General features: G+C 29.7%; 11 protein-coding genes. All 11 read left to right on the top strand.

The window, feature by feature from the left end:
• Positions 1-17 precede the first annotated feature (17 nt).
• The 11 genes from CLOS_RS09715 to CLOS_RS09670 all read left to right on the top strand — a co-directional run bounded on the left by CLOS_RS09715 (position 18) and on the right by CLOS_RS09670 (position 19,010).
• On the top strand, positions 18-3,275 hold the full coding sequence (locus tag CLOS_RS09715) for a HEAT repeat domain-containing protein (protein WP_012159719.1): 3,258 nt from the start codon (positions 18-20) through the stop codon (positions 3,273-3,275).
• A 1,135-nt stretch (positions 3,276-4,410) separates the two neighbouring features.
• A complete protein-coding gene (locus tag CLOS_RS09710) occupies positions 4,411-5,322 on the top strand; it encodes a hypothetical protein (protein WP_012159718.1) in 912 nt (303 codons plus the stop codon).
• Between the two features lie 113 nt (positions 5,323-5,435).
• Positions 5,436-5,582 (top strand): hypothetical protein, encoded by a 147-nt coding sequence (locus CLOS_RS16065; protein ID WP_012159717.1) that lies wholly within the window; start codon positions 5,436-5,438, stop codon positions 5,580-5,582.
• Between the two features lie 216 nt (positions 5,583-5,798).
• Positions 5,799-6,566, top strand: a complete 768-nt coding sequence (locus tag CLOS_RS09705) for a hypothetical protein (protein WP_041719200.1) — start codon at positions 5,799-5,801, stop codon at positions 6,564-6,566.
• Between the two features lie 87 nt (positions 6,567-6,653).
• On the top strand, positions 6,654-7,418 hold the full coding sequence (locus tag CLOS_RS09700; protein ID WP_012159715.1) for a DUF6602 domain-containing protein: 765 nt from the start codon (positions 6,654-6,656) through the stop codon (positions 7,416-7,418).
• A gap of 225 nt (positions 7,419-7,643) precedes the next feature.
• Positions 7,644-7,871, top strand: coding sequence for a hypothetical protein (locus CLOS_RS16060; protein WP_041719198.1), 228 nt, complete (start codon positions 7,644-7,646; stop codon positions 7,869-7,871).
• A 342-nt stretch (positions 7,872-8,213) separates the two neighbouring features.
• A complete protein-coding gene (locus CLOS_RS09690; protein ID WP_012159713.1) occupies positions 8,214-8,792 on the top strand; it encodes a GIY-YIG nuclease family protein in 579 nt (192 codons plus the stop codon).
• 170 nt (positions 8,793-8,962) lie between these two features.
• A complete protein-coding gene (locus tag CLOS_RS09685) occupies positions 8,963-9,580 on the top strand; it encodes a hypothetical protein (RefSeq protein WP_012159712.1) in 618 nt (205 codons plus the stop codon).
• A 681-nt stretch (positions 9,581-10,261) separates the two neighbouring features.
• Positions 10,262-12,313: a hypothetical protein gene (locus CLOS_RS09680; RefSeq protein ID WP_012159711.1), complete on the top strand. Its 2,052-nt coding sequence runs from the start codon at positions 10,262-10,264 to the stop codon at positions 12,311-12,313.
• On the top strand, positions 12,310-13,299 hold the full coding sequence (locus tag CLOS_RS09675; RefSeq protein ID WP_012159710.1) for a hypothetical protein: 990 nt from the start codon (positions 12,310-12,312) through the stop codon (positions 13,297-13,299). The genes CLOS_RS09680 and CLOS_RS09675 overlap by 4 nt, the downstream gene beginning before the upstream one ends.
• A complete protein-coding gene (locus CLOS_RS09670; RefSeq protein ID WP_012159709.1) occupies positions 13,299-19,010 on the top strand; it encodes a DEAD/DEAH box helicase in 5,712 nt (1,903 codons plus the stop codon). Before CLOS_RS09675 ends, CLOS_RS09670 begins: the two co-directional genes overlap by 1 nt.
• Positions 19,011-19,024 lie beyond the last annotated feature (14 nt).

Here is a 19,024-nt window from a genome sequence, read left to right as displayed (position 1 = left end):
ACAAGGGGGAGAGTTAAATGAGTTATAACGAAGAAATGATAAAAAATAACTTAGTACTTCCGCTATTGAAAGATATTGGATTAAATGAAGGGGAAATAGAGTTTGAAACAAATTTTACAATACGCCTAGGTAGAGGTGTTTATAATTTAAAGAATGAAGATGTCAACACTGTAAAAGGAAGATTAGATATATTATGCAAAAGGGATGGTAAAAATATATTTATTTTAGAACTTAAGGCTGAAGGAGTTAGCCTAACAGAAGATGACAAAAAGCAAGGAATATCATATGCAAGACTATTAGATCAAATGGCACCATATGTAATCGTTACAAATGGGAAAAAGACAGTAATATATGATACATACACAGGTGAAGACATTGAGGAATTAAATAAAGATAGACTTATTAAAGATTATATTCCTACATTAGATGAAGAGCTAAGAATAAGATTAGATGCTTTAAAAAATTTTATCGGATATTCTTATGATAACTTAAGAAAATTTTGCGTAATAAATAATAAAAATATATTAAAAAAGTTTTGTTCGGATTCAACTTCTGATATTGAAGAACAACTAAAATATAAATATATAAAAGATATATACGTTCAAAGACAGGATCTTCAGCATAGTTTTAATGAGTTTCTCATGCAAACAGAGAAAACTGTTTTTGCAATAATAGGAGCTTCCGGAGTAGGGAAGACCAATTTAATGTGTTATCTTGCAGATAATTATAATCAAGAGCCATATTTATTTTATTCGGGTTCTATATTAGGGAAATCATTATTTAAAGAAATAGTTGCCGATTTTAACATGTTCTTTTCATCTCAAGAAACAGAACTAAATGTATTTAAAAAAATTGCTAGTCTTTCGCAGATTCACAATAAAAATTTCATTATATTTATTGATGCAATTGATGAGTGGATAGCACATGATAAAGTTTTGCAAATAAATAAATTGGTAAAATATACAAGTGCGTTAAATATCAGACTTTGTATCAGTTGTAATGACTTTATATGGGATGAATTTACTAAAATAAACGATGTCACTTCGGATTTGAATGATAACTTATTTTACAATACACCTAAATTAGTAGAACTTAATAAAGAAGAATTCCTTGAATTAGCTAATATGTGCCATAAAACACTAGGTATTGAATTAAAGGCTGAGGATATTACGAGAATAGATAAAAATCCTTTTAATATTAGAGTTGCATATGAAGTGGCATATTATAATAAAACAACAGTAAGTATAGATTCTAGAGTGACACTGATGAAATACTTAGATTCAAAGTTTAAAAAATCCCCGAATAAGGATTTATTATATAGATTTATTGATGGAATTAGTGAATGTATACTAGTAGAGGGAAAAAACTTAGTACATGAAAAAGATATTAGACGATATATAAAACTAAACATTAATGAAGATATACCTAAAGATTTATATCGTTTTAATATCCTCTATAAATACATGGATGATGTCGGTAATGTTTATAACGGTTTTTATTTCTCAAAAATTAGAGACTATATAATTGCAGCAAGAGTTTTGGCGCTTGATAGTATATATGACAAAGAAAAAAAAATAAAAAAAATAATAGAATGGCTTCCTAATAATATTGGTGTAAATGCTATAAGCTACTATTTCATGACAGGAAATGAACAAGAACAAAGAGAAGTTATCGAAGCAATAATAAAATATGATTTAAAACAACAGGGAAGTTTATTAACAAAGTTTTTGTCTAGAGTAAGCAATTATTTTTCCAGTAGTTTAAAAGGTGAAACATATCGTAATATTGCTGATCACATAAAATATATTTTTAAGCAATTTAGAAATAATAGCATTGTCGCAAATGAAGCTATTCAATCATTTAAAGTTTTTATAAAATCAGAAAAAATCGAACAGGATTTAATAGAAGAAGATTTAATTGCTTTTTTTGAAATAATACTAGATAATCCTGAGGAAAGCTTTGCCTCTGTATCTAGCGAAATAGCAGATATTCTAAAAGGTTATGATAGTAAAGCAGGGACTGAAAGGTTATGCAAATTGGTCCGAAACAAAGAACATGATGATTATGTTAGAAGATATATTGTAGAAAGTCTATCAATGAGACAGAGCTTAAACAAAACAGAGTTATTTTTAGATCTAATATGTGATACAGGCGGTAACGTTAGAACATGGGTAAGAGGATGGTACAAAGATATTGAAGATATTATATTAAGGGATCAATTGTTATCCATGCTTGATAACATTAATAATACCGGTATCGAGCAAGATATTGTAGTAGCGTTGTCCTATTCAAAGCTTAAATCTACGGGCGAAGGTTTATTCCAAAGGCTAATTAGTGCTAGATTTGATAGTGAAGTTTTAGGGTGGATGTGTAGAGGGCTTGCGTCTATGAATTACAGAGATGCCATACCAACATTAATTAATTTGTTAAAAGAGAATGCACACTCAAGACTCGGAGGACAAATATTAATATCCTTAGGGGACTATAAGGCTAAAGAAGCTTTGGAAGTAATTATGGAATTGTTGTTAGATGCTGAATTAAAAGATACAACCTGGTTAACGTATGCGTTTTCCAATATAGCATCAGAAGAAGATTATGCGAAATTAATAAAAAAATTAGATGGAATAAAGAATAATGAACTAGAATATTTAATTGCTTTAGTATTAGCAAAATCAGCAAATATAAAGAAATATTGCTCTATAATCTTCAGTACGATCTTAAATAAGAAAATTAAAATGAATAAGAGAATTTCTTTGTTAGATGAATGGGCATTAAGAAAAATTCATACTAGAAACGAAAATAGTGAAGTATGGGAATTAAAAACTAATAATATAGACAATATATTTGAACCTAGTGATTTAGAATTACTGTATAAACTAGTCGAAGAGAATAACAAAATTTCTACTGTTGCTTTAGGACTGATAGTATCATTCGAGAATAATGTACAGAAGCTAAATACTGTATTTGTTCAAATACTTGTAGACTTGAGAGAAGAAATTAATCCTCGTAGAACAGTATTAATAAAAACACCTACTCTAGAAAAATTTGCTACATTAATTAGACCCTGGTTGAATCAACAGTTATATTTGCAAAACTATAATGAATGTTTTATTAAGAACTGCTTAATATTTTGCGCTATTTTAGGTGACGACACGACATTAGAAGCTATTAATGACAATAAGAGTAGAATAACCTCTACAATAGATAGTTACTGGTTAGATGAGATTGAACAAGTAATTTGTTACAGTAAAAAAAATGAAATGATACTATTTTAGTTTGTACATTATTTAAATTGATTAAAAACTGCGGTTACAGCGATACGGTTCATCGTATCATAAACGATGGTGTTTTTTGTATATTAGAAGGTTCGCAAGGTTTGCTGTCTTCAGTAATAAGGCAGCTGAATAGCGATGAAACTAACTATAGATAGTTTTTAAATGACAAGTTAATCAGATTATTATATGATTAGGTTTAGATATTATAAAGTTATGGAAAATGGAATTCATGAATTGGAATGAATTCCATTTGTTTATTAATCCTTCTTACTATTTAGTAGAACGAATATAGTAAGAATCAAAATTATATATAAAGTTTCAATTGTTGGTTGAGCTAAATGGTTTGCGACTATTCCAGCAATTAAACTGTTTATAAAAGAAATATGCTTTTTTTTCATACATACATGCCTCCAATCTAATCTACTAATTAAAAAGTATTTTTGATAAGGTGACATAAAAAACGGAAGACCTTATCAAAATACTTCAATAAAACCATGTTTTTCAACACCTAGGTTAAAAACAATGGTTTAAAAAGTACTTTGATAAAACCTTCCGGCAGCATCCTCCTGTTACTTGGTAAACGTTAGCTGGAGATTCTATCAAATCAATGATAGTTATTTAATTTTTAAAAATTTATGACTAAATCTTATAATAAAAATATTTATATATTAATATTACATAGAACAAACAAATGTCCCATGTAAATCCTCCCTAATTGTAAGGTCGCCAATTCTCAATACCATACAATCTAATTATTTAATCCGTCTACCATTATTAATTTTATCATTTTAGTACGGGTACTTCAATAATATTTTCTTGAGCTATCAATTAATTTAGTAGAAGGCTCAATATCTGAAAAAATATAGTAAGTTTTTAAGTTCAGAGAGCTTAGGAGAAGGCTTAATATGAAGTTCATACTGAGACAATTAATAAAATATCCTCAGTGTTATGTTTAAATGGTGGCTATCGAAATTATCAAAAATATGAAGGATGTTAGCAAAAAATTATCCATTACTACTAATTTAATCTCTATGAAAATAATATAATTAACTTTAAATATACAAAGAGGAGATATCTAGAATTAAAAGAATTATTAATATAGAGAGCTACCATAGCAAAGGAGAAGAGGAAAACTGTGAGAAATATAGATGAAGAACTAAAAACAATAGTGGATAATGGTTTCAAATTAGAAAGTAGTAAGTATGAGTTAGAAAACTTAGCTTTTGTGTCATTAAGGTTAGCTTTAAAAGCCTATTATAGTACATACAAGTCAAATGAAATGAATATTGGAGCTTTTATTAATAATGAGAGAGATATAAAGGAAGATCCTATTATAGCGCATATAAAAGCTTATTATGAAAACTATTTTGAATGCATTGTACATTTCCAACATTTCTTTGAATTGATAACAAAGGATATCTTAGGAAAGATAAATAAATTACTTACTGTAAGAGTACAAAACAAATATGATATTCTATATAAATTAATAAACAATATAGATTTAGATGTTGAAGAAGAAAGTAAATTGATTTCAATAGAGTTTAGTGAAGTGCTAAAAGCTTTTCCTCAATTAAATAAAGAAGGATTTATAAATAGTAAGCACCAAATTTGGGCAGAAGATAAAAAAATAAGAGTATTAGAAAAGTTAAACAAGTTAAGAAATAGTATATGGCATAGAGGGCTGTATATAGTACCATATGAAGAGTTAGATATTTTCATAGGGAAATATATTTTACCTTTGGTGAAAAAGGTAGTAGAAGATACAGAGTACCATAAATATCAAAAAATATGGAAGTATGAATATGTAGCACTTGGTATTGAGCCTTTAAGCAAAATTATAGATTTATATGAGTCTACTAATGATTTTTCTGATAAAAAACATATAAAAAAGGCGGCTTACTTAAAAGAAGTAGGGAGAGCGGCATACTATAATAACATGAGAAAATCTGAATGGGAAAGCAAAGATTATAAAAATGATACTGGTAAGATTTTTCATGTAGGTTGGGCTTATTTTGATAAAAAAAGTTTGATATTAAAAGTCGAATAGCATTACAAGTATCTAATATTAAGAAGGAAGAGGAAGAATATCATTTTGATCGTATACGAGAGTATGTTTGTCCAGTATGTGGTTTAGAAACATTACTTGAATATAAAGATTATTTGACTGAAGGTGATATGGATTATAAATTTGATTATTACGAATGGACAGAAAAAGTGGAATGTTGTTGTTGTGGATTTGGTGTTAATCAAAGATTAGGAAATGCGGGAGAACTTGGTTTAGAAATAGATGATTACTTTAATGAATAGAATTATAAAAAAAGCTAGTACAACATTAGGAGGAACCATATTATAAATGATTGTGATTTCTTGGACTTATTTCAATATCATAGACACAAAAAGTTTAACTTTTTTGATCTATATAAACAGCACTATGTAGACTTTGCTTTAGTGATTTCTATTGGTATTATTATATTTAATGACAGGTAGGTGGGGGATATATCATATACAGATATTAACGGAATCATGGAATTAATTATTTCTGGTAATAGTATACCTTGGATAATTTTAGTAGTATTAACTTCACTATGGTTGTTTAAAGAAATAAGAATTTTTCATTTAAAGAATATGGATATTGAAATAGAAAGAAGAGGACAGGTCCTTAAGGTATATGGAAATCTTGAATTTAATATTTTAAGATATTTGGAAACTGAGGAAAAAGAGATACTAAATTCTTTACATGAAGCCATTAGCAATTCATATTCTTTTTTATCAAGAAATATATTCAAAAAATGTGAAGAGTATTACAATAATAGAAGTAAAGACAAGCTAGAAGAGTTATTAGTTTTACTAAGAGAAGAAATTTCATCTATACATCATGAACAGTCTGAAAAAATCGATGCAGGAAAGAAATATGCTATAGATTACTATATGCAGTATTTAGATTCCTTCTTTATTCCAGGTGTAATGACGGTTGTAGCAATAGTACAAACTTTATTTGGTATTTATTTGGGGCTAGAAATGATCCATCCACAAATTGAATGGTATCAAAAGCTGTGGACTATATTACGATTTATATCAGCAAATGTTTTGATATTATTGGCTTATTCTTTACTAAATGTAATATCTAATAAAAACCTAGAAATTGAATTAAAGAACTGGTTTTATATTATATTTGCAATTGTATCTTTCTTTTTAACTTTATATATGGATTATCTTTCTATAATTTATTTTGCTTTTTTAATATATTTTGTATTTTTTAAATTTAAGAAAATGATTAAACACAGATGTTGATAGTGTCATTAATAGAGAAAATTTTGTACTATAAAATTAATAGAAATAAATCATATTATATTAGCCTAAAAGAGGAGATTAATTATTATGAGTAGGAGTAATTTTGAATTATACCAAAAGTCTATATCGGAGGAATTTAATGCACTAAAAAATAGAGTGAGAAATATAATTGGTTCAAGCCATTGGGGTGAAGAAGGGCGATATAAAGAAATAATTCTAATGAATATGTTAAGAAGAGTTCTGCCCAAACAATTATCTGTTGGAACCGGTTTTGTTCTGTGTTCAGATAATCAAATGACAAAACAAATAGACATTATTATTTATGATAATAGGTTTCCGTTAATCTTTTCTGAAGGAGATTTTATAATATGTTCTAATGAAAATGTAGTTGGAATTATTGAGGTCAAGACTAAAGTATATGTAAGACAAATTGAAGAGGTAATTAAAAAAGCTCATGAAAATGGAATGCTCATAGGGAATCATATTTTTAATGGAATATTTGCCTATGATAACCAGTTTAAACTAATGAATAAAGATAGTAGGAGTGCTATAACTTTAGAGGATACTTTAAAAAGGTATCCAGGGTATGTTAACCATATTTCGCTAGGTGAAAACTTTTTTATTAGATATTGGAATGAACAAGAACAAGAAGAAAATTACTATTCGCTATATTATATTGAAAAATTCTCATTTCCATATTTCATATCCAACTTAATTGAGCAGTCATATTGCTCTACTGCAGATAACGAAAGCAATCGTGATAAAATTAATGGTATTTTTAAATACTTATATAGCATTGAGCATGGAAAAGAAACTTATAAATTTAGAGAAATTGAAGTTGGAAACGATTGATATTGTTTACATTGAATATTAATTAGTACAATGTTCCGACAATGGAGATTTTGCGTGAAATCAATACGAGACTAAATAGAATTTTAAATTAGACTTAAACAAACATAGTTTATATTTATACGTAGAATTTTTTATGATTGGACTTATGTCTACTATATTGACATAAGTCCAATTTATTTGATTCACTTTACTTTAAGCGAATGTAATTATTTCGAGATATTGAAAGTGATAAAGGTAGGTGGAAACTTAGTTTCTATTGATATTATTAGAAAAGATATAGAAAAACTTAATTTTCTAGTTATATATCATGCTATAGATAAATTTAAGGAAGATAGTAGTGAAAAAGAGATAAAAAGTGCAGTAATTTATTTAAAATCTTGTATTTATAATCCTATACATGAAATGAGTTTCGATACAGATAATGAATTTAGATGTCTAGATGGTATATATTAATAAGATGTAGTGCTAGTTAATATAAAATTAGTCTGAATTTCAAGATTAGAGAGTTTATAAATTTTATTTTTAATACGACATAACTCGACAAGATGTTTTCGAAAATTTGTGTATAATGTAGATAATTTAATAAATTTAATGCATGGATTTTAATATATAAGTATTAGAAACAATAAAAACTAAGTATTTTTAGTTATTGATATATAATATTTGAACTCTATTTTTTGAGCCTGAGGTAGTTAATATCTACAAATATGATATATAGAGCGAACCTAGGGTTATTAACAATACGTTATATGTAACTAAAAAATAGACTTATTATTGAAAGGAAAGAGATGGAATATGGCTACAAATTTTTATTATGTTTATGCTTTAAAAGATCCTAGAAGAAGCCCAGCAATACCATTTTATATTGGAAAGGGAACCGGAAGTAGAGCATTTGATCATTTAATAAAACCGGATAATACCGAAAAATATAAGAGAATAAAAGAAATAGAAAGTTCAAATAGCAAGGTGATTATTGATATTCTCGTAGATGATTTAGATGAATCTCAAGCGTTGAAAATTGAAGCTGAACTTATCTCTGCATTTGGCACAACTAGCACTGGAGGAATTTTAACAAATGCCATTATACCAAGCGGCTTGGGAACCAATAATAGAAAAGGAATTATCATTCCGCAAGGAGCGATAGAAAAAGCTCAGTTAGGATTGGAGTTGTTGAAAAATTCTGTCTTAGAGTTAGTAAAAGCTAATCCTAATGGTGTTTCAAATTCTGACGTAGCTAGTTTACTTGGATTACGTAGTGATTACAATGGAAATCAAAAAGACTATTTATCTTATAGTATCCTTGGTTTATTACTTAGGGAAAAGAAAATTAAAAGAGATAAGATTGCAGGGAGAATCTCACATAAAGAAATATAAATTCTTAAATCAATTTTTAGCTACATATACCAGATATTTCCTCATATTCCTTTGGCATTACAGTTATTCCGGTACAAAAGATAAGTGTCACTATTCGCCGAGGCTCGGAGAGAGGCATCATGAGCTGACAGAACGGTATGCGAAATATTTATTATGGAAAGGAGAAGTTTATGCTAGAGGCGATTTCATATAAAGATTTAATTAAAGATTTAAAGAAAAAACATGGGGAAGAATGCCAAGTTACCGTTGGAATTTTAATTGGCAACGCACATTGCAATTTTGTAAAAGATTTTATTTTATCAAAAATAGATCAATATCACCATCGAAGTAATCATAATATTGATTTTTATTTCCCGGGTTATGGAGCATATTGGTATGGATATTACGGACCACAAGAAACGGTGTGTGTTGTTGATGGTGTTGAATGGCTTCATAGTGATAAGCTATTTTGTGAGTTTATTGATGAATTAGAGTATCGATCAAAGTGGGAGTACTCGGGAGAGACAGAACTAATCTTAATAAATTTTATAAATGGTAAGTTAGATTTTTCAGAAGTAATGGTGTTTTGGCTAGACAGAATGGTTAGGGATGAAATCATTTATTCACCAGCAAATTTTTTTCAGCGTATCTTCAACATGTTTAAGAACAAAGAAACGCTTTTTAGTGTTAGTGATAAATTAGTACTAAGAGGAATTGGTAATTCAATTATTGACATGGTAAAGGATAACGTATCTTTTTTAGAATTGTATAATAACAAGTGGTTTTGTACAAAAAACATATCGCAATAATGGGATGTTATTCGAGGTTTTAGATAGCTTCTATGAAATATGACATATCTTCGGACGCTATGCTTATCAACTCTCTCGGAGAATGTGTCAGGGGTTTAGAGTAAATGTTTACAATCAGAAAACATCAGATTATATTCGATATTAATTTGTAAAAGGGAAACTGATCATTATTAGTTATCTTGATGTATTAATAAAAGCTAATGAAATTGTAAAAAACTTTTATTACAATTTCTAATTTAGAAAAGATTAAAAATTATAATTTACACAAAGTGAAATTTTGATAATAGTGTCAATTTCGTTATCAATAGCAACTCTTTCAATAATAAATTTTTCGCTATATTTTTGGCAGGTTAGAATATATGAACCTACCTTTTTTAATAGTATCAATTTTTAGTTTGTCCATAAAGTTATTCATGCTATAAAACGAGTTATTTTTTTGGATATTGAAAATAACAAAACGATAAAAATAGAGGGATGATATAGTTTTTGCAGATATGTTTAAAGAAAGTATATATGAGCGCAATTTTTTAACTATAAAATATGCAGTAAATAATTTAATTTATGAGATGAGTTTGGAGCTAGTCTTACAGAGATATTGTTATACAAATAAGTTTATTAAAAGATTATGACAAATTGATAAGGAATAAATAATATACATTATTTAAATAAATGGAGGAGAAAATGAATTATTTAGAATGGAATGAGGCTATTGCTAGACACTATTTCAATGAAAGTATGGCTGGTAGAGAAGTGATATTGTTTATGGATGAAAATTTAATTAACTCATTAGGCGAGAGAAAAAATTCAGATATAGAAGATTTTTTTGAGGCCATTAAGGAGGGATCAAGGTGGTGTCGTGGCGACACTGTATGTGAAAAAGCCTACACAACATATAGTTGGGGTAAGATACGTAATGAACCAGGTTTTCCGCCTTATATTGCATATTTAGCTTTCTTTGTTTTAGCAGCAGGATTAGATGAAGATTTTGCAACACATGCGTATTACCCTAAATTGAGTACTTTATTAGACAAATTAGATGAAGGAACTAATGGACGCAGACCGAAAGATTTTGATAAGATGGAAGAATTATGGTATGACTTGCAAGAATGGAGTATAGATAAAGAACAAGAAAAATTAGGAAAATTTATTGCAAGGTCTATGATTAATTGGAAACATGTTGGATTACCTATGGCGCAAGTATTAATCACACAAGATGAAAGAAGTAGATTACCAAACTTTTTTAAAGAAAGCAGCTTTGATCCAGTTTTTCCACCAACATTAGATGCTATATCTTCTGCAATTTATAGAAGTGGAATATTTAGTCAAAAAACAAAGCGATTAGCATCTACCACAGATAAAAATAAAGCGCCATTTAGGGAAGCATTACTGCAATTAATCAAACAAGATTTATTAGAATGGGATGGGACGATAGAGGTATCTAATGAAGCAATACAAGAGAGGCAGAAAAGTAACAAACAAAGCATTAATGTTACCTTAAGGATCTGTATTGATGGATTTGATAGATTTACATCATCTATAAAAACCTCATTGAGATTTAAAACTGCAAAAGATTTCCCAGACGATGAAATGACTTTTGAAAGTTTATTTAGCAAAGTAACATTTACTTGTGAAGAAGAAGAATTAGGATGGTCAACACAACTTCTAGATGAAATAGAACAAGAATTATTATGTGTAAGTGCATTGGATTTGCTAAATGGAGATCAATTTGAAGATAAAGAATATGGTTGGAGTGCATCTTTAAAACCATCAAAACTAAGAATATTTGAACGTGATGAAGATCGAAATCTAACTGGATGGATTGAAGTAGATAGTATTAAATCAAATACTGAATACTATATACTTTGCCATGATAGAATTAAAAATTCAATTGAAGAGTGGGGATATAAATATTGCACTGATTTTAAAATAGAAAATGCAAGCAATCTTCCAAATGGGTGGTATCTATATAAAACTACTGAAATTAACCATTCACATCCCGATGAGGATATTTTAAAACTTCCACTAAATTATTCATTTAGATTAGATGGAGGAATTAAAGCAAGTAAAGGAAATACATATTTTAAGTTTTGCCCACCAAGAGTTCATTTAGAAGGTGGGAAACTAGAGCAATTGTCAATACAAGTATCACCAGAGAATCAGGATATTCAAGAATATGAAAAAGGCAGATGGAAGTTTGTTAATGGATGTGTTAATAATGATGTTGTAGATTTAAGTCTATATATAGGTGAAGAAATGATTATCCATAAAAAGATTAATTTTCAAAGTAGCATGTTAATGAATAATTATTATCTACCTAGAATGAATCGATTTGGGCATTTATTAGAGGAAAAAGATGATAATGGCTATATACAAGGTGTACATATAACAGAAAAAGAATTACAGAAACTGCCTACCTATACTCCCGAAATCCCAACATACAGTTCAGATACAATAATTTTTTTAGGAAGAGTACCTGGTCAGATAATAAGTTGGCCTAAAGAGGATCTAAATATAGAGTGGGAACCAATTTGGGCTTTATCTAAAATTAAGAGAGATTATTGGAAGGTACATTTTATTGGAAGTAATATAGACGAAAGAATGAGACTAAGCAAAGAGTACCCTAAGTGGAAAAAGTGGAGACAGGAATTTATTCAAAAAAATGTTGAACTACCTAAAATAAAAATAATTAGAGAGCTATGGCTTTCATACAAAAAGGAGGCCAGAAAACTATGAAAGAAGGAATATTAGAAGTTATATCTTCCCTTGGAAGTGTGTCTTTCGAACAATATAAAAAGATGTTTGATGAATTATATAGATCACTTGTAATCAAAGAAGAAAAATATAAATATATACCTCATCAATTTCTTTACTGGCTGGATTGTCTAGGGCATTGTGAAATAGATTATGATAAAAAGCAAATATACGTTTCTCCACCAGCATTTATATTATTACCTAATTTAGGTGTAAGAAAATTACTTTTAATAGGTGCTAGAACTCCATATTTATTGACGGAGATCTTGAACAGGTCAGAATACTATAAAGAAAATATTTCTGTGACAATAGATAAACAAAGATATAAAGGAATACCGTTCCCAGAAGTTGTTACTATAGAGGGATTAGATATGTCTAGGCTAATTGAGTTTAGTCAAGATATAAAAGTTCCCATAGTAGGAGATATGCCTACTTGTTGGCAATTGGTAAACATATCAGCGAACTTAGAAGACTATATAGATAGTCTTAGGTTTACTATAAGAGCTGATTTAAATTGGAAAAGACGAATATTTGATTTAGAAAAATTATATTTCTACGATAAAAATTTAAGTTCTTCCAGCGAGATGATTGAATACACGGAAAAATATACCTATAGAAAAATATATTATTGGGTAGAAGAGGATAAAATGACTAAAGTAGATAGAGACTGGGGAAGGTATTTAGCTTTATTTAAAGGAAACAAGAAAATAATTCTATACGATAAAAAAAGAAATATTCTAGGTATTGTGAACACAGCAAGATTACCTAAAATCTTAGCAAGAGGTGTATCCCTATGTTCAGGTATGATTCCAGATGAAATAAAATTAGATAAGGATTACAATGATATTCCTAGAGATACTATACTTTTACTTTATAGAGGTGTTACACAAAATATTGCAAATATAGTTTCTAATAAACTAAATCAAGATTTAGTACCAATTACTTTTAATGAAAAGGGGGATATATAGTGAGAAATCCTATAGGTGTATTTGATGAGATTAAGAATAATAGTATTTCTTATATTAAAACAGCATTTGGCACTCAATTTCCATCTATTGAGGAAGAGAGAGAATTACTATTAAAAAAAGAAGGGGTATTTAGTCGTGATCCATGGATAGAAGTAATACCTAGATATAAATCAAGTGGAAAAACAATAAATGATTTAGAAATAGAAGATACTCCGGGGTTAGATAAAGAACAACTACTTTTATTTAAGAATCTTGTAAGTAGAGGGTTAGTAGGAAAGTTTCCATTATATAAACATCAAGCTGAAATGTTAAAGACAGCACTTGACAAAAAGAACTGTGTCATTACTTCTGGAACGGGATCGGGTAAAACAGAATCATTTTTATTACCATTATTTGCACAGTTAGCAAAGGAAATGAAGCATTGGAGTAAACCTAATGCCGCACATGCACATCAAAATGATTGGTGGAAAAATATAGAGTGGAAAGATGAATGTAAAAAAAATAAAACGTCATGTCGTGTACCTCAAAGAAAGGATCATGAAACACGTCAAGCTGCAGTAAGAGCATTAATTCTATATCCTATGAATGCGTTGGTAGACGACCAAATGGTACGTTTACGAAAGGCATTAGATTCTAATGATGTACGTGAATGGTTTCATGAATATCTTAGTGGAAATAGAGTTTATCTAGGTAGATACAATGGAAATACACCTGTTGCTGGACATGAATTTGATAATGATGGCAAACTTAATAAGAATAAAGTTGCGAAACTTATAAAAGAGCTAGAGGAGATAGATGCAACAGCGAAAGAAGTAGCAAATTACATACAACATGAAGTAGAAGATGAAGGCGAGAAAAAAGAAGTGTTGGCTTCTTTTCAAAGATTAGATGGAGCTGAAATGAGAAGTAGATGGGATATGCAAGAAACACCTCCAGACATCTTAATTAGTAACTTTTCTATGTTAAGTATTATGCTGATGAGAGAAGAAGATAATGATATATTTGAGAACACAAGAAAATGGTTAAATTGTGAGGACTTACCTGAATCTCATCGAGAGGCGGAAAAGGAAAATCGTATTTTTCATTTAATTATTGATGAGTTACATTTATATAGGGGAACTGCAGGGACAGAAGTGGCCTATTTATTAAGACTTTTACTTTTACGTTTAGGTCTTAATCCTAAACATCCACAATTAAGGATTCTTGCATCCAGTGCTTCATTAGAGCCAGGAGACGATAAAAGTCAAAAATTCTTGAACAATTTTTTTGGATGTGATGATTTTGAAATTATTACAGGAGAGTATGATGAAGGAACGACTGAATTACCTGAACAAACTTTACCTATTGAACCTTTTATCACTCTAGCAGATAATGCACAAAATCTTTCAGATGAAATATTTAGCCAAGTAGCAAAAGAGTTAGGAAGTAAGAAGAAGTTTTTATCGGGTAAGATGGAACTAATTGATATACTCATTTCTCCTAGATATAACCTACAGAGAATATTATTAGATACATTTAAGAATGAAGAAGGTAAATATAAACCAATATCTTTACAAGAGTTTTCAGAAAAAATATTTGGATCTAATATAGATAATTGGCGTAAAGCTGCACAAGGTATTTGTATAGCCCGTTCCTTGTTTGAAGAAGAAAAAATAGAAGATCATAATCTTCCATCTTTTAGATTACACTGTTTTTTTAGAAATATACCTGGACTATGGGCTTCAACTAAACCTTTAGGAAAAGTAGAAGATGGTCGTCCAATAGGTAAATTGCATTCAAAACCGGACATTATAGATAAAGATGATAAGAGTAGAGTTTTAGAAGTCCTGTATTGTGAACATTGTGGAACTGTGTTTTACGGTGGAACTAGATTAGTAGATAAACAAGAGGCTAATACATATGAAATGCATATTACAACTCCAAATTTAGAAGGAATTCCAGATAAACAACTATCAGTAATGGTTGAACAAAGAAAATATGATGAATATATGGTGTTCTGGCCATTTCCAAGAGAAGATCTACATAAGGATTCTGAAAAGTGGAAACATGAATTTTCAGCCCCTAATGGAAGAGGAACTGTAACTGCCCAATGGAGCCAATATAAATTAAATATTTATTCAGGGCGTGTTAAAAGCAGTAAAGTAAATCAAACAGAAACAGATTCATGGATTAACGGTCAATTATATATTACTAAGAAAAAAGAAAATGAACAGTTTATAGATGCGTTGCCTAATAGATGCCCTTCCTGTGCAACTGATTACAGTAAACGCAATAGAATATCTCCAATTAGAGGTTTTAGGACGGGTTTTTCAAAAATAAGTCAAATTTTTACTAAGGAACTATTTCAACAAATACCTGAAGATACGGATAGAAAATTAGTAATTTTTACAGATAGCCGTGAAGATGCAGCACAGGTGGCAAATGGTGTAGAGAGAAATCACTACTCTGACTTACTTAGGGAAGTTATGATTAAAACTATTAAAGATGAAGTGACACTTGCTCCTGAGATATTAGAGGCAATCGAGAGTGGAAGGGAATATACACAAGAGGAGCAAGATCGTATAAAAAATAATAAGGTGATTAAAGAAGATTTACTTAAAAAACTAGGTAAGATCAATGCTTACAAATCATTACCACCAGAACATAGGATGGCACTTGAATCTGAGTTAGAACAATTGGAAAGGGAAATTGAAGAAATAAAAGAAAATGGGAAATCTAGAATTATATCATTTAGTCAATTAGTCTCAAATGATTATAAACAATGTGGTAAACTGATTCAAGAATTAATAAGTTTGGGCATAAACCCTTGTGGTAATGATTTAGATAAGCAAAAATTCTATTGGAATAATGCTGAGCATGATTGGATAGAATTGTTCGACTTTGAAACAAAAAGTTGGAAAAATAATTTACCTGTTGATGCTGATGAAGCTAAGAAGATAATCAATAATACTCTTAGCTATAATTTTGGAAGGTTATTTTTTGGTACGCTTTACTTTGGCTTGGAATCCTCAGGACTTGGAATTATAAAAATAGCTTATAATAATGAACAATTAAAACCTTTTGCAGATCGATTAGGAATGTCTTTACAAACTTTTGAACAGATATGTGATTCTTATTTGAGAATTTTAGGTGAAAGATACAGATATTTACCACAGAAACCTGTATTTAATAGATGGAAGAAAATTTGGCAAGACCAGTTTGTGGTAGATGATTTTCCAGATTACACATCAATTTCAGCATCACTTAAAACATATATTAGAAAGGTTGCTGAGAACTATAATATTCATGAAGAATATTTAGGAGAAACATTAATAAATGCACTAAGAGCATTTGGTCATAATAATGTAAAAATTAATATACCAAATATAAATATAAAGCTAGCAATCAAAGAAGATCCAATATGGCAGTGTTCTAAGTGTAAAAAGTATCACCTACACTTTTCTGCAGGAGTATGTACGAAATGTGGGAATGATCTTGATGAGAAAGCTACTGGAATTTGTGAAGAAATTTGGAGTAATAACTATATAACTCAAGCGGTTCTATCTGATAGAGAATCAATACGATTACATTGTGAAGAACTAACAGCTCAAACAGATAATCAATCAGAACGCCAGAGGTTTTTTAAAGGTATGATATTAGATGAAGATAGATTATATAAAAAAGTAAATAATATAGACGTTTTAAGTGTAACTACAACTATGGAAGTAGGAGTAGATATAGGGAACTTACAAACGGTTATGTTGGCCAATATGCCACCAATGAGATTTAATTACCAACAGAGGGTAGGTCGTGCAGGTAGACGTGGGCAGGCTTTTTCAATGGTTTTAACTTTATGTAGAGGACGTAGTCATGATGAACATTACTTTGCTCACCCTGAAAAAATAACAGGAGATCCTGCACCAGTGCCATTTTTAACAATGGATCAAGACAGAATCAAAAATCGCTTATTAGTAAAAGAATGTCTAAGAAATGCTTTTAAATACGCTGGAGTAAGATGGTTTCACAGTCCAACGCCTCCAGATACACATGGTGAATTTGGATTAGCATCAGATTGGTGTAGAAATAAAGATAAAGTTATTGAGTGGCTAAATAATATGATAGATCAGCAAAAAGAAATTATGATAGCATTATTCGGTAGCATTGATAATAATATGCTAAATTATCTAAAAGAAGAACTTCCAAATCAAATAGATAATACTTTGGATAATAAAGAGATTACTGGAGATGGATTGGCAGAAAAGTTAGCGGAAGCAGCTATTTTACCGATGTATGGCATGCCATCAAGAACGAGAGTTTTATATCATGGTGTTAACCCTAAAGATATGGAATTCTTAACAATAGATAGGGATTTAGAAATGGCGATTACAGAATTTGCCCCTGAATCGGAGAAAACGAAAGATAAAGCTATTCATACTGCAATCGGATTCACTGCTCCCTTTATTTTTAAGGGGCGGAGCTTTGAAGCAATTTCTGCTGACCCATTACCTTTTAGGCGGTTAATGGGAAGGTGCAGAGCGTGTGGATATCTAAAATCTATTCCTACAAGTAATGAGTTTTGTCCACATTGTGGAATATCTAAGGGTGATGAAGAGGGATATAGAGAGTTTAATATAGCAATTCCTCGAGCATTTCGCACAAACTTAGGTTCAGGGAAAGATGCTAAATCTGATGATTTCAAAGTAAGTAGAAGGATTTCTTTATTAGCCCAATCTGAAGATATAGATAGAACTAAAGTACATTCTACCAATACAAATATCTATTTATCAGATAACAGTCGTGTTTGGAGAATCAATGATAATTCAGGTGAGTTATTTGAAGGCGGAATAAAAACTCAAACTAAAATACCTAATCAATGGATTGCTTCTAAATTTATAAACGATGAAGAAAAAGGTGAAGTTGAATTAGAGAAGATTGCAATTGCAGCAGGTAAGCATACTGAAGTATTAAGAATACAACCTAATCAAATACCTGATGGATTAAATTTAAGTCTACATTACTCTGATAGTGCAATAAAAGCTGCAGCATTTACAGCAGCGTTTATTATACAAAGAGTGGTGGCAGAAGAGCTTGATATTGATCCAGATGAGATTGAAATTTCACAGTTACAAAAGTATGTTAGTAATGATGAAGATGGAATAATAGAAATTATAATGAGTGATAGGCTAGCCAACGGTGCTGGATTTGTTCAATATATTCATAATAATTATGTAGATTTATTAACTAAAACTTGTAATCCAAGTGGAAATTCATTTGCAGCAAGTATTATATCACCAGAGCATGCAGAAGATTGCAAATCTGCTTGCTATGAATGCCTACAAGTATTTAGTAATATGCCTTATCATGGCTTGTTAGATTGGAGATTAGGCTTATCATATTTAAGGGTTTTATTAGACCCAAATTATAAAGCAGGTCTTGATGGAGATTTTGATTTTATTGATCTAAAAGGATGGAAAGATGAAGCTGAGGAATTAATTAAACGGAATTTTGTAGATATCTTTGGTTTTAAGTATGAAGAATATGGACAATTACCTGGAGCTAAGATGGGTAAATATAATATTATTGTAGTACATCCATTTTGGAATACAGAAGAACATAGAGCTAAGGGAATACTTGCTGATGCAATTTATCAAGCAGGAGAAAATCCTTTGTTTGTCGATACATTCAATTTACTTCGAAGACCGGGGTGGTGTTATCAGAAATTGATGAAGTAGATAAGAAAATAAAG

Source organism: Alkaliphilus oremlandii OhILAs (genome assembly GCF_000018325.1).
GTDB lineage: Bacteria > Bacillota > Clostridia > Peptostreptococcales > Natronincolaceae > Alkaliphilus_B > Alkaliphilus_B oremlandii.
The sequence above is the reverse complement of the archived record's forward strand: the minus strand, read 5'-3'. Positions and strand labels throughout refer to the sequence as shown.

Bases quoted from the DNA above. Each gene is read 5' to 3' on its own strand.
- CLOS_RS09715 (WP_012159719.1), top strand. From the start codon at position 18: ATGAGTTATAACGAAGAAATGATAAAAAATAACTTAGTACTTCCGCTA.
- CLOS_RS09705 (WP_041719200.1), top strand. From the start codon at position 5,799: ATGGAATTAATTATTTCTGGTAATAGTATACCTTGGATAATTTTAGTA.
- CLOS_RS09700 (WP_012159715.1), top strand. From the start codon at position 6,654: ATGAGTAGGAGTAATTTTGAATTATACCAAAAGTCTATATCGGAGGAA.
- CLOS_RS09690 (WP_012159713.1), top strand. From the start codon at position 8,214: ATGGCTACAAATTTTTATTATGTTTATGCTTTAAAAGATCCTAGAAGA.
- CLOS_RS09685 (WP_012159712.1), top strand. From the start codon at position 8,963: ATGCTAGAGGCGATTTCATATAAAGATTTAATTAAAGATTTAAAGAAA.
- CLOS_RS09680 (WP_012159711.1), top strand. From the start codon at position 10,262: ATGAATTATTTAGAATGGAATGAGGCTATTGCTAGACACTATTTCAAT.
- CLOS_RS09675 (WP_012159710.1), top strand. From the start codon at position 12,310: ATGAAAGAAGGAATATTAGAAGTTATATCTTCCCTTGGAAGTGTGTCT.